12 protein-coding genes are annotated in these 13,667 nt (G+C 48.7%); 6 read left to right on the forward strand and 6 right to left on the reverse strand.

The window, feature by feature from the left end; translation table 11 throughout:
- Positions 1-131: 131 nt before the first annotated feature.
- The 6 genes from FOE74_RS21110 to FOE74_RS00200 form a co-directional block, all read right to left on the reverse strand.
- Positions 132-1,583 carry a T9SS type A sorting domain-containing protein gene (locus FOE74_RS21110; protein ID WP_188687127.1) on the reverse strand — a complete coding sequence of 484 codons (1,452 nt, stop codon included), beginning with the start codon at positions 1,581-1,583 and terminating at the stop codon, positions 132-134.
- A 1,580-nt stretch (positions 1,584-3,163) separates the two neighbouring features.
- Positions 3,164-6,022, reverse strand: a complete 2,859-nt coding sequence (locus FOE74_RS00180; RefSeq protein WP_149096595.1) for an IPT/TIG domain-containing protein — start codon at positions 6,020-6,022, stop codon at positions 3,164-3,166.
- 391 nt (positions 6,023-6,413) lie between these two features.
- Complete coding sequence (locus FOE74_RS00185; RefSeq protein WP_149096596.1) at positions 6,414-7,109, reverse strand: metallophosphoesterase family protein; 696 nt, start codon at positions 7,107-7,109, stop codon at positions 6,414-6,416.
- A gap of 157 nt (positions 7,110-7,266) precedes the next feature.
- The gene (locus FOE74_RS00190) at positions 7,267-7,509 is read right to left on the reverse strand and encodes a hypothetical protein (RefSeq protein WP_149096597.1); all 243 of its coding nucleotides are present in this window, start codon (positions 7,507-7,509) and stop codon (positions 7,267-7,269) included.
- A 56-nt stretch (positions 7,510-7,565) separates the two neighbouring features.
- The gene (locus FOE74_RS00195; RefSeq protein ID WP_149096598.1) at positions 7,566-7,853 is read right to left on the reverse strand and encodes a hypothetical protein; all 288 of its coding nucleotides are present in this window, start codon (positions 7,851-7,853) and stop codon (positions 7,566-7,568) included.
- Positions 7,854-7,916: 63 nt separating this feature from the next.
- On the reverse strand, positions 7,917-8,774 hold the full coding sequence (locus FOE74_RS00200; protein ID WP_149096599.1) for an SDR family oxidoreductase: 858 nt from the start codon (positions 8,772-8,774) through the stop codon (positions 7,917-7,919).
- A gap of 206 nt (positions 8,775-8,980) precedes the next feature.
- Between FOE74_RS00200 and FOE74_RS00205 the strand changes: the two genes are divergently transcribed.
- From FOE74_RS00205 to FOE74_RS00230, 6 genes are all read left to right on the forward strand, one after another.
- Entirely contained in the window at positions 8,981-9,226 is a 246-nt protein-coding gene (locus FOE74_RS00205) for a 4a-hydroxytetrahydrobiopterin dehydratase (protein WP_149096600.1), read from the forward strand.
- A 342-nt stretch (positions 9,227-9,568) separates the two neighbouring features.
- Positions 9,569-10,258, forward strand: coding sequence for a 16S rRNA (cytidine(1402)-2'-O)-methyltransferase (rsmI, locus tag FOE74_RS00210; RefSeq protein ID WP_149096601.1), 690 nt, complete (start codon positions 9,569-9,571; stop codon positions 10,256-10,258).
- On the forward strand, positions 10,230-11,867 hold the full coding sequence (gene lnt, locus FOE74_RS00215; protein ID WP_225840572.1) for an apolipoprotein N-acyltransferase: 1,638 nt from the start codon (positions 10,230-10,232) through the stop codon (positions 11,865-11,867). The genes rsmI and lnt overlap by 29 nt, the downstream gene beginning before the upstream one ends.
- Before the next feature lie 42 nt (positions 11,868-11,909).
- A complete protein-coding gene (locus tag FOE74_RS00220; RefSeq protein ID WP_149096602.1) occupies positions 11,910-12,734 on the forward strand; it encodes an inositol monophosphatase family protein in 825 nt (274 codons plus the stop codon).
- A 137-nt stretch (positions 12,735-12,871) separates the two neighbouring features.
- A complete protein-coding gene (locus FOE74_RS00225; RefSeq protein ID WP_149096603.1) occupies positions 12,872-13,054 on the forward strand; it encodes a FeoB-associated Cys-rich membrane protein in 183 nt (60 codons plus the stop codon).
- Positions 13,055-13,319: 265 nt separating this feature from the next.
- On the forward strand, positions 13,320-13,658 hold the full coding sequence (locus FOE74_RS00230) for a hypothetical protein (RefSeq protein WP_149096604.1): 339 nt from the start codon (positions 13,320-13,322) through the stop codon (positions 13,656-13,658).
- The last annotated feature ends 9 nt before the right edge of the window (positions 13,659-13,667 follow it).

A 13,667-nucleotide genomic window follows, 5' to 3' on the forward strand; every position in this document is an offset into this window, starting at 1 on the left:
TAACCAATGCTTTACCCGCCAAGAAGGAAGAGTTTGCGGTGGAGCGGTTTGTTTTGGCGGTGCTTTTCCGGAAACAAACAAAAAACCCCCAAGCTGTGCTTGGGGGTTTTTTGCATGAACTTATTTTTCTTTTATTCCTTGATCAGGCGCTGGGAAGCTCTTTCTCCGTTGAGCTCTGTCACCAGTAAATAGATGCCTGGTTTCACCTTTGCCCCTATTACCAAATCAGTAGTAGAAGTTCCTTTGGAGACTTTCACCTTCTTCTCCAAGGCGGTTTCGCCCTTCTCATTCATGAGCTTCACACTCAATTCACCCGCCTTCTCGGCATTGATGGTGAGCTTCAGCTTGTCGGTGAAAGGATTGGGCGCTGCTTGTACCGCTGCCGCGAATGACTTATTCTCTACTTTGATGGTTTGGCTGTAGGTAACAGTTCCATCTTGGTTCAAGCGCTTCAGGCGGTAGTAGTTGGCTGGCACCGGGGCAGGGTTGAAGTCTTCTGCGTGGTAAACCGCTACGGCCGCGTTGCTGCTGTTCTGTCTGGGCGCTTTTGAAATGATAGTCTTGAACTCCTTCTCATCAGCGCTTGGGGCGGCTTCTACGTCATAGGAGGTGTTTTGGCTGTCATTGGTAGTCTTCCACTTCAGTTTCACCGTCTTTGCGTTCCAATGGGCCGTGAAATCCATTTCTTCCTCCACTATCTCTGGCTGTGGCTGTACGGTTGGAGCAGGCTTAGAGGCAATGAAGTCAATAGCGGCTCCTCCGTTGTGCAGGTAGAACTCCGTTAGATCAGTGATGCCTGTTAGCTCCGCGGTAAAATAGTTTCCGGCGGTGGTAAAGAGAGCGTTGCTGATCAGAGATGTCACTGCGCCTTCAGCAGTGTTGTCTAAGAAATCACAGTTCTCAGTGCTGTCTGAGTTGCTGTACGTGGTGAATTGCAGATCACCCAAGCCAGCAACAGTACCTATACCGTTCTTATATTTCTCAAACTCCTCTTGCAAGCCATACAGGCGAATGCTTACTGGCTTGTCTGCACTAGGTTGGTTGGTGGCTTTCACTCTCCAGTTTCTCGGCATCAAGCCTACCTCTGCACCGCTCGTATTGATGGCGGCACGGTTGCTGTCGGCACTCACCAAGAAGTCAATAGTAACCTCACCCAATACATTGCCGCCGTCTTTGATGGCACCCACCAATTCCCCATTGAATCTTATCTCCTGCCATTTGTTAGAGCCATCAGAAATAGCGGGCACGCTAGAAAAGGGAAGATCGTAGTCAGCGGCACCTTCGGGACTATAGATGCTTGTAGCGCAAGTTATAAAATGCCAGCCGTTGTTGTTGCCTTTGTTGTCGCTGTTCAAGCCTGCGTAGTAGTTCCCTGGGCCCTGCGCATGCACATCTTCCACCACCAGGTAATCTGTACAGAAGCCCAATGAAGTAAAATTGATGGTGGCATTGCTTCCTTTTACCGATGATTGAATGGCCGTATAAGGGGCACTACCTGGGGTAGACAAGGTCTCAATGGTCTGTACCTGCCCGCTTTCTAAAACAAGCGTGTTGGTTCCAGTTGCGTCTGTGCTTGTAGGCAAAGAAAGCTCCTTGAAAGTATTGCTGTTGTTGACAAAGGATTGGGGCCCATGGAGAACTACAACCCTGTAAGCTTTATCACCACCATTGAAGGTATGAGCGCCCAACCCGTTCAAGATGATTCTAGAATCTAACGCGTTCAGTGTTAATGACGGGGAGACATCCCAAGTGCTAACGTTTGATATTGTGGATGTTCCTAGTTCAAGCGTTCTAGTTTTTTCGCCGATTGATCTAAATGTGTTAGTTAAGATATTTTGATTATTCGACTTCAAGATTCCTTCTGTCAAGGTAATACTTCCTCCTTGGCCTGCACTTAATTGATTTTGCAAAATCCAACTGCCGGTTCCTTCAAAATTAATTTTAGAGTTGGCCGGAAGTGATTTCCCTAGCAAATTAACTTGGGCATCCTGGGTGCCCGATTTGAAGTTTAAATTAAAGCCTGTGGGACTAGAGAAAAGCAGGTTTGAGTGTACCAAGATGGAGCCATACACATTCAAACTTGAGGTGCTTCCTTCAAAAGTGGTAGATCTTACGTTTACCCAAGAAATGTCTTTTACATTAGCATCCACATCAACCGTTACTTTCTGACCAGCGAATAAGAATGAATTATCATCAAAAACAACATCATCTGCTGCCGTAGGCAAGGCGGTATGCCTCTCTTTTCCACCGCTTGTGGTAGCCCAGTGTCCCAATTCACTCCATGCGCCACTGCCCCTGTTGTTCAACCCAAAAGGAACCCAATAGTAAGTCTTTCCAGTAACCTCCGTATAATTGAAAGCCAAAGCTGACATGGCTTTGGCTAAAGGCATCAAACTGGAAAGTGACAAAGGATTTTGCAGGCTTTGTGATGCCTCATGCAAAGAAAGCCTGCTAACACCGTACTCCCTCGCAGAATTAGGCTTTGCGACTACTAAGTTCCCGCAAAATAATATCACACCTAAGGTGATATACACTATGCCTTTTAAGTGGGTAAAGGTTCTTCTCATAGTCTAAGGTTAATATTTAAATTGGTTAAGATAATCTTATATTTTCCACAAGTGGAAAATAGGTCTGCTTTCCCAGATGGTTCTTCTGCTATAGAAGACTTTGGCAGAAGAGTATTTTTCCAGAATATCGTTCCTCCAATGCCTTTCTTTAATCATACCAGCGAATACTCCCATAGAACACCTAGGCTCGGTCTGGCTTGAATATCACCAACTCCCGGGCTAAGTTATTATATAATTTTACAAATACAATACCTCTTGAATATTCAAATTATTAAATATATAAAATATAGACTAAGTTATAAAATCGCTTTATTAGCAACAGCAGAAGAAAAGCCTTAGCAGGCGTACCCCATCGCATTAATTGCTAGGATTAAGGCTCTGCCTCAGACAAAAATCTTTTCTGAGAACGTGTAATTGCGCCCCAATAGGGAGGGCAAAGACTGACTGCTGCCACTTAACCTCTCCTCCAACAAAAGGAATATAGACCGCAAATCACTTTGCGTTAGTTTTGCCGTAGTCCATCCTATTCATAATTCACCCTTGGGCATAAAAAAAGGGAGAACAGTGTCTCCCTTTTTCTTAAGTATTTTAGAAGCTTATTTTTTGATAACACGGGTAGACATTGTCTCTCCGTTTATTTCTGTTGTTAAGATATACATGCCGGTAGCCAATGGAGAAGAGTTCAAGGGCAACTCAATAGTGGATACACCCCTTTCTACCTGGTACACTTGCTCAAATGCTTTTTTACCGGTTACATAATATAGAGTAGCTTTCACAGGCCCAGCTTTCTCAGCGACCAATTCCACCTTCAGAGATTCGTTCTCACTAAAAGGGTTAGGATATACCTTAACAGAGGCAGAAGTTTGCGTAGAGGCAATGTTCTCCACAGCAATTATTTTACTCACTTCAGATTCACCATTTAGATCAACCTGCTTCAGGCGATAATAGGTAACTTTACCTTTAGCCACTGTGCGGTCTACTACTTCATAAGAAGTTAGGCTCGCACTATTGGTGACCTTGCTGTTTACCCGTTGAATAGTTTTGAACTCACCCTTAAGAGGGCTTGTGCTAGCCTGCACTTCAAAATAAGCATTCTCTTTTTCAGAGGCGGTCTTCCAACGCAACACAGTACCAACAGTAGAACTTTTGCCTGTGAAATCAATAAGCTCTACTGGAAGCGTGCTTGGCTCAAGCACCATAAATGCAATATCATCACTTCCTCCAAGTGTCTTCACGGTTAAAAATCCTTGCCCGCTTGGGGCTTCATTAGGAACAGTTGCTGTTAAGCCAGTTTCTGTTTCATTGAAAGTAGCAGGAGCGCCATTGAAGGAAACAGAAATGATGTTAGTTAAATCCGTTCCTGAAATAGAGACAACTGTGCCCGCCGGGCCACTATTAGGACTTACTGCTATGATATCTGGAGCCACATACGTTCGAATAAAATTCTCATCACTCTCTGCAATTGCATTATTATCATCCTTTACAGCTATAAGGCCAGTTACCGCCTTTGCAGGCACTTTCCCTCGTATTTCGGTGCTGTTCACGAATTCATAATCTTCGGAAGAAATATAGTCTCCTGTTGCATTCTTAAATAAAAGACCGCCATTTCTTGTGAAGTTCAATCCCCTTACTGTTACTAATGTACCTGCTGGCCCTCGCTTAGGAGTGAAATCAGTTATATTAGGAACAGGAGCAATTACCGTGAAAGTTGATCGCGCTGAACCTCCGGGAGTAGTAACGACTAGATCTCCTGATTTGGCACCTTCAGGAACATAAACGACTAAAGCATTCCCATCATTATCATTATATTCTGGAGCTAGAACGCCTCCAAAAGTAATGGTGGTTACCCCTTTTAAGTTTGAACCATTAACAATGATTGCTGCACCTACTTGTGCTCTATCTGGATCAAGGGAAGTAATGACGGGGGCTGGTATAGGCACTGTGAATTCTTCTGCGCTAGAGGTTTTATAGCCGTTTTCGTCCTCAATCGAAATAACACCGGTCACTGCCCCTTGGGGTACTCTCCCCTGAACTTCAGTACTGCTCACATACACGTAACCTACTGCATACTTATCATCACCATTGGCATCCTTGAACAGGATACCCCCATCCTCAGTAAAGTTCTTTCCAGTTACCGTTACCAATGTTCCGACGGGTCCATTAGCGGGAGAAAATGAAGCAATGACGGGGGTAGGGATAACAGTGAAAACATTGTTACTTTCAGCAATGGTCCCTTTGTTGTAAGCAAACTGCACTTTACCCGTTATGGCGCCAGAAGGAACTGTTACTGATATCTTATTATCATCTAGCCTAGTATAAGTAGCTGTTCTTCCCGTTGTGGTACCATTGTTAAATATAATTGCTTCAACATTGGTAAAATTAGAACCATGTATGGTGATTGTATTTCCAACAATGTCAGCTTCAGGGTCAAAACTCGAAACAATTGGTGCTAGATATGCTGCTTTGGCACTTAAGTTTATTAGGTACGGGTTCTCGTCAGCATCATTGTTAGCAATGGAAATAGATGCAGTCTTAGTGCCTATTGAGATTGGTTTGAATACTACCTGAAAAGTAGTAGTTCCCCCTACAGGAACGGAAGTTGCAGGGGCACTTATAACTTCATATTCTTTCGCATCCGCACCTCCTAGAGATAGAGAGGTAATGCTAAGTGGTTGCGCACCCTTGTTCTCAATTGTAAATGTTACTGGAGTACTTGTAGTATTGACATTCTGCGATGCTTCAAATGTATATGTTGAATGGTTGGCTTGCACCGTGGCCCCTGTTGCTATTTGAATCTCAGGTGCATTTCCAGCACTTAACGACACCCTATCAACTAGTAAATATGTTCCAGCAGGTGGAGTTACCATTGCTCTGAATCTCAAATACCTAGAATTAGGGCTTAGTGTTGCGGAAGATAAAGTAGCATTTCCCTGTGTAGCATCATTTGCATTTTTCAATACTGAGCTTGAGCTCCCTTCAATGCTTTTTAAAGTAGTCCAATCAGCGCCATTTACTGACTCCTCTACCCTCATTACTTCACCATTGATAGAGGCACCTGTATAGGCAATATAATAAGTGAGTTCGCCAGGAACTTGATTAGTGATTCCAGAAAAGTTAATCATCAACTGATCACCTAAACCATCAAAAGTCGCAGAACGTGAGGAAGAAGAATTATTAGCATCTTGAACTCCAAGATTCACAGTGTTATCAGGAGAAAACAGACCTGAATGTGACCAACCAGCCTTAGGTGTATTAAAGTTTGCATTACTAGTGGTAGAGTTCAACTGAAACCATCGCCCCCCATGCGTAGTGGGCAAGGATGTAACTTTAGTTCCTGTCTGCGCCTGCGCCTCCCACAATGGGGCAACTCCCAACAGCATCAAGACCAGTATTAGCCAGATCCTGCTCATTCTACTTTCCCCGGAAGCACTTCTTCTGAGTAAATTTTTCTCCATAACGCTACTTTAAAATTGATTTACTTTTATAACCTAAACTATACTTAGCTGCTTGATTACTTCTTTGTATAAAGCCTTTATCCCTAACTTTCTATTCAAATACTGCTATCTACAAAATAAGCGCTATACATGACCGAAATAAAATTCAAGGCGGTCTCGTACGGGTAAAATTAGTATAAAGTTTACTAATCTCTAAATAAATATTATAATTTTCTTGTCATATATTTCTATAATATTTCGATTCGCGAATATTAGGGAATACATATATCAGCCTTATTTAGCTATATGTCGTGCTTTATCTCTATTTCTAACTTATTAGAAATTGAAGGTTATATATTAATAATTGAACTTTTTATAATTTAAAATTAGAAGCTCCTCTTTAAAGCCATACTTATTTCACCTTAATAGAATAAGGTTGATCTTGATTGGGCAAAAAGAAAAGTACTGTTTTGTCCATATTCAGGGCGCACAGAGACCCAAATTGTTCATTTAAATAGTAGACGCACCCGGCATCAATATTAAAAGCGAGCTTGTTTTTGGAAACCGCCTGCTTGATAGAAGCCTCAGAGACAGGAAGATGCCCATGGATTAATTTTCGGTGGCCCAGTTTGGCGCGGGTGGGGGACATACGCTTGGTATTCAGGAGAAGGTGATTGCTGGTCAGGAGAGGATTGGCAAGAGTGAAATCCAAGCCGGCGTGCACCAATACATAATCGTCTAGTACCACCAGCAGGGGCAATGACCGGATGAAAGAGATGTAAGCAGAAGGAATGTCTTTAAAATGGGAAACCCCGAAGTTCTGCAGGGTTTTCTGCTTGTCTTCCTCAGGCAGCCATACGGTATGCTCGCCTAGGTCTATGGCGTCTAACAAAAGCTGGTCATGGTTGCCCCGCAGGCAGGTGAGTTGGAATCCCTGGCGCTGAAGCGAAAAGATATAATCCAGCACCCCTTTGCTGTCTGGCCCTTTGTTGATGTAATCGCCTAATAAATACAGGTGGTCTTGCGGTTGAAGCTTGATCACTTCTTCTACCATTTGCCTGAAGGTGGCCAGGCAGCCATGAATGTCAGAGATTGCGTATCGGGCCATACTATTTCAGATAAGGAATGCTTTAACATTGGAGAGGCGCCATCATGGGGCCTAGAATAAGGCTTTTACCGCCTGTTTTAGGGAAAACACCAAAAAAAGGGCACAAAAAAGCACCTTCTTGCAAGAAGGTGCTTTTTCTCTTCAAGGAAGAACAAGATTAACTGCCGCCGTAGCTGGGCTTATCAATATCTGGCTTACGCAGGTTACGGTTAGGGTGCGTGATCGCCTCCGGTACAGGGTTTCCATCGTCATCCAGATGCCGGGCTACAATATCCTCGGCCCGGTCTATTTCCTCTGGACCGCCAGTGGTCTTCAAACCGGCCTTGCTGGTACCATGGTTGGCGGGATCGCCTTTCTGAGATTTGGAGTCATGGTTGGTGTTCTTGCTTTTATAGGGCATACTTCCTCCTTTTCTGGTTTAAGATGATAAATCAATTACTAAGCCGGAAACACGTATCAGGTGCCACGGCCTTCCTCTTCGGTACGCATGTTGTCTTTAGGAGGCTCCAGGCTGTCTGCCTCTTCATTGACGCTTACCCCGGTAGGGCCGTCAGAGGAGTCAGAGCCGTAGCCTTCCTTACCATCCCGGTTCCCGAAGCCACCCCGCTGGGCCTCATTCTTCGGTGGGTCAGCCCCTGGTATAATGTGTCCGGCCAGCATGTCTTCCATGTTGGTGGCCGTATCGTCAATTACCCGTATGGGCCGGTCATGCCCGTTAGGATGGTCTTTATGGTCAGTTGCCATAGGCGTTGGGGTTTTGGTGTGATACTTCCCTTTTTACTGTTTTCCACGTGGAAAGGTTAAGTATTACCCGCCTATCTGCTCGCCGCCGTTCACATGGATCGTCTGCCCCGTGATGTAAGAGGCATCTTCAGAGGCTAAAAAAACATAGGCAGGCGCCACCTCAGAAGGTTGCCCCAGGCGGCCCATGGGCTGGTCTTTCCCAAAGTCTCCCACTTCTTTCAGCGTGGCCGGAATAAGGGGCGTCCAGATAGGCCCGGGGGCTACGGCGTTCACCCTGATACCGCCTTCGGCCAGGTTAGACGCCAGGGAACGGGTAAAGGAGGTGATGGCTCCTTTGGTGGAAGAATAATCCATAAGGTGGTCTGAGCCCCGGTAAGAGGTAATGGAGGTGGTATTGATGATGGAGTCCCCTTCCTTCAGGTGGTCAAGGGCAGCTTGGGCCACGTAGATGTAAGCGAAGATGTTCGTCCGGAACGTGTTCTCCAACTGTTGGGGCGTGATCTCGCGCAGGTCTTCTTTCTCGTGCTGCTCGGCGGCATTGTTCACCAGGATATTCAGTCCGCCCAGTTCCTGCACGGTTTGCGATACGCATTGCTTGCAGAACTTCTCATCGCGCAGGTCGCCGGCAATGAGGAGGCATTTGCGGCCTTCTTTCTCTACCATCTGCTGCGTGTCTTTCGCGTCTTGGTGTTCATCAAGGTACACAATGGCCACGTCGGCGCCCTCGCGGGCGAAGTGGACGGCCACGGCCCGGCCAATGCCGCTGTCTCCGCCGGTAATCAACGCCACCTTGCCTTTCAGCTTGTCGCTGCCTTTGTAGTTCTTCCGGATCACGATGGGCTCCGGGGTCATCTCATGCTCTAGGCCGGGCTGGTGGTCCTGGTGTTGGTCTGGAACTTCCTGTGGGTTTTCTGTTGCCATTTCGTTAGTGGTTTTAATGGTTCGTTTAGAAGTAATCTCCGGGTAAGGCAAGAAGCCTGGCGCTGGAAACCGACTAAGAAATACGTGGAAGCTCCAAAGAACAGCTACGTTTAGGCATCGTTTTCCAGAAAAGAGAGTAAAAACACGGAGACGCCGGAAAGCCACTCTATCAGGCTTGATCCCTCTACCCTTAACCAGCCGTACCTATGTGGACCGAAAAAGACAACCACCTCATCCAGCACTTCACGTTCAAGGATTTCAAGCAGGCCTTCGCCTTCATGACCGAGGTAGCCATAGTGGCCGAGGAGATCAACCACCACCCGTGGTGGAGCAACAGCTACAACAAAGTGGAGATCAGGCTCACCACCCATTCTGCCGGCCACACCGTTACCAACCGTGACTACGTCTTAGCCCAGCGGATCAGTGCCCTGGCCCAACGATATGAAGCATGAGGCCTATTTAGCAGCCGTCTTTCAGAAATCAGCCTGAAAACACCGCCTCTAGCACCCTGCAAGAAGCCTTCAGCATCTGCCCTAGAATACCTACTCCTCCCTGTCTTCCTGAAAGGATTTTGGCAGCGGACGGCAGTAGCCTGCCCTCAATCATAAGCGGTTGGTCACTAAAGTCTGTTGAAGTAGAGAGAAGGAAAATTTGCTTAACCTCTACCTTGCAGTTTATAGGCGCTTTAGACCTGTTTCCCAGAAATCTGCCTTTAAACGGGCGCTCCACTCAGAACTCCAGACTCAGAACTCAGGACTGAAATACAGGACTGAAATAATCAGTATCTTTGGGCTATGGCCGAACCCGTAGAAGAGACCAGTCTGTATTTAGTGCCCACGCCCATCGGTAACCTGGAAGACATCACCCTCCGGGCCATCCGCATTCTCAAAGAGGTGGACATAGTCCTTGCCGAAGACACCCGCACCAGCGGCAAACTCCTGAACCACCTGGGCATTGACAAACGCATGCACAGCCACCACCTGCACAATGAGCACAAAGCCGTGGCGCACCTGGTGGAGCGCCTGAAGAAAGGCGAGAAAATGGCCATGGTCTCAGACGCCGGCACGCCCGGTATCTCAGACCCAGGCTTCCTGCTGGTACGCGCCTGCGTGCAGGAAGGCATCAAAATTGAGTGCCTGCCCGGCCCCACCGCTTTTGTGCCCGCCCTGGTAAAATCGGGCTTCAGCACGGATAGGTTCACGTTTGAAGGGTTCCTACCCATCAAGAAAGGGCGGCAGACGCGCTTGCAGAGCCTGGCCCAGGAAGAGCGCACCATGATTTTCTACGAGTCGCCGCACCGGGTACTCAAGACGCTGGAGCAGTTCAAAGAAGTGTTCGGGGCAGAACGCATGGTCTCGGTGAGCCGTGAAATAAGTAAAATGTTCGAGGAAACCCTCAACGGCACCCTGGAAGAGATGGTGCAGACGTTCACTACCAAAGCAATCAAAGGAGAATTTGTCATTGTTGTTCAAGGAAACAAATAATCGTTCGTACGTCCCGCTGCTGGCGCTCCTGAGCGCGCTGCTGCTGTGGTTGGGTTGGCCAGTGAAACCACTGGCTATTTTCCTGTTTATAGGGTGGGTGCCGTTCCTGCTTATGGAAAAGGCCATTTCTGAAAAAACGATCCCAAAACGGGGCCGCACTTTCTTCAAGCACGCCTACCTTATGCTGCTGCTCTGGAATATCTTCACCACTTACTGGGTGAGCTACTCCACGCTGGGCGGCGGCATAGCGGCCGTGGTGTTCAACGCGCTGTTCATGATGATGCCCCTGATGGCCTTCTTCTGGACGAAACGCGCGGGCGGCAAGATGCTGGGCTACCTCAGTTTGCCCGTGTACTGGATCGCGTTTGAGCAGTTCCACCTCAACTGGGATTTGAGCTGGCCCTGGCTCACCTTGGGCAACGGGTTCGCCTCGCTGCCCAGTTGGGTGCAGTGGTACGAATACACCGGCTTCCTGGGTGGCTCTCTTTGGGTTTGGGTTGTGAACCTGCTCGTGTTCTTCGCGCTTACTTCCCCGGAGAAGAAAAAAAGCAGATGGATAGCCCCGGCCCTGACGTTCCTGTTGCCCCTGGTGTTGTCCTTCATCATTGGTAGCCGCTACCAGGAAAAAGGCGAAGCGGCCGAAGTAGTAGTGGTGCAACCCAACGTAGACCCTTACAAGGAGAAGTTTGAGGGCGGCGAAGGCCATATTCCGTTTGAGCAGCAGTTAGCCCGTCTCATCACGCTCTCTGAGCAGCAGATTACCCCCAACACCAAATTCGTGCTCTGGCCCGAGACCTCCATCAGCAACGGCATCAACTGGGAGGAAGGCTTTGAGCTGAGCCCCGTGAGTTACGTCTTGCGTGATTTCCTGAACCGTCACCCCGGCGTGGAACTGGTGGCGGGCATCACCTCGGCGCGGCTGTACCCAGATTCCACCCAGCGAAGCGGCACCGCCCGGTACCACCCGCAGATTGGGTACTATGACGTGTACAACGCCGCCCTGCATTTCAAGCCCAATGGCCAGCATGCGTTCTACCACAAGTCAAAGCTGGTGCCCGGGGTAGAGAAGACGCCGTACCCCGCCGTGTTCCAGTTCCTGAAGGCCTTTGCCATAGACCTGGGCGGCATTGCGGGCAATATGGGCTCCCAGGAAACGCGGGCCATCTTCCAGCACAGCCAACACCCTAATCTGGTGGGCGCGCCGGTGGTGTGCTATGAATCCATTTACGGCGAGTACGTGAGCGACTACATCCGGAACGGGGCCAGCGCCATCTTCATCATCACCAATGACGCTTGGTGGAGCGACTCACCTGGGTACAAGCAGCACTTGGTGTACGCCTCTTTGCGGGCCATTGAAACCAGACGGGCGGTGGCGCGTTCAGCCAATACGGGCATCTCAGGGTTTATAGACCAGAAAGGCGAGCTGCAGCAGAAATCGGGTTGGTGGGTACCGGCCTCCCTGCGCGGCCAGATCAGGTTCAACCAGGAGCAGACATTCTATACCCGCCACGGCGAGTTCATCGGCCACGGCACCCAATGGCTGGCGCTAGGCTTTGTACTGGCCGCTATCGTGCTTTGGTTTACCCGCCGCCGTACGGCCAGAAGATAATCCTATACCTATTCCGCCCCGGCGGATTATTCCCATAGAACTATGACAGACATATCCGCTCTCCGTGACCAGGTGGTGCAGCTTACCAAAGAGGTGGGGCACTTCATCTTGCAGGAATCCGCTCAGTTTGACGTGGCCCGGCTGGAACACAAAGGCCTCAACGACATGGTCTCCTACGTGGACAAGGAGGCCGAAAGACGCTTGGTGGCCCGGCTGGAGCAGTTGCTGCCCCAAGCGGGCTTCATTACCGAGGAAGGTACCAAAACCGAACAGGCCGAGGAGTTCAACTGGGTCATTGACCCCTTAGACGGCACTACCAACTTTATCCATGGCCTGCCCATCTTCGCGGTAAGCATTGCCCTGCTGCAGCGGAACGAGCTGGTACTGGGCGTAGTGCATGACATTTGCCGCGACGAGTGCTTCCACGCTGTGAAAGGCGGCGGCGCCTTCTGCAACGGGAAGAAAATCTCGGTGTCTCAGGCCCCGGCCCTCAAAGATGGCCTCATTGCCACCGGCTTCCCGTATTACACCTTTGACCTCATGCCGGAGTACCTGAAGGTAATGGGCACGTTCATGCAGAGTTGCCACGGCCTGCGCCGTCTGGGTTCTGCCGCCCTGGATCTGGCCTACGTGGCCGCCGGAAGGTTTGAGGGCTACTTTGAGTTCAACATCCACTCGTATGACGTAGCCGCGGGCGCGCTGCTGGTGCAGGAAGCCGGCGGGCAGGTCACTGATTTCAGCGGGGGCAGGAACTACGTGTTCGGACGGCAGATCTGCGTGAGCAACAACCCAGTGGTGCAACAGGAAATGCTGGATCTCATTGCGCCGTTCTGGCAAGAGAAGATGAAGGCTGGAGCTAACGCCTAAAACCGGTTTTGTGCTTGTTTTAAAGCTCTTTTCAGGAAAAGAGGCTTAAAACAAGCTGGGTGGTTTCAGGAGGGGTACCGGTCAAAACCGGCAGACAGGTAAACTATTTGTACCTTTGTTGGCGTTACTCAATTGCTATGGTACAGGAAATCATCATTCTTCTCGTGTTTGTGGCAGCAGCCGCTTACCTGCTGCGCCTGGGGTACAAGAGTTTCTTCTCTAAGGAAACAGGCTGCGCCAAGGGCTGCGGCAGCGCTTGCTCCACTATTGACCTGGCTAAGATTCAGCGGGAAATAGAAGGGAAAAAATCCTTCAAATAAAATATCGTGTTTTTCACTACATAGAAAGAGCCGTCTCTTCCAGAGTCGGCTCTTTCTGCGTTCAAGCCATTTGTATTCAGCCGGTTTTTCCAGAAATAGGCCTTAAACCGGTTTATCTCAGGGCTGGTCTGCCCAAGAGATGTGCCTACATAGAAGAGCGGGAATATAATTTTCCTTGAATATAGCTGGCAACCCAGCCAGATTTTTACGTATAGACTGCAGATACCACATCGCAATTGACAACACCTATAACATACCGCTGGCTATGCAAGACAAGGAAGAAGAAAGAAGCTTAATCAACGTAGAAGCTCGTCTTAACAAAGAAGGATACACCCAAGACTTCAGGGTAACCGAAGACAACCGGCTCCAGGCCCTCACGGGTGATAAGTCCTATTCTGTGGAAGAAGTTAAAATAGTGGATTTCTTCCGGTTTGAGGGCGAAACCAACCCAGATGACATGGCCATTCTCTACGCCATTGAATGCACAGACGGAACCAAAGGCACCATCTCCAACTCTTATGGCCCTTACGCCGATCAGAGCATTGATGCGTTCCTGAAAATGGTGGAAGACAGGGGCAAGAACCTGGACAAAAGCGATAAGTAAAAGAGCACC

It is taken from the genome of Rufibacter glacialis (assembly GCF_008271745.1).
Classification (GTDB): domain Bacteria; phylum Bacteroidota; class Bacteroidia; order Cytophagales; family Hymenobacteraceae; genus Nibribacter; species Nibribacter glacialis.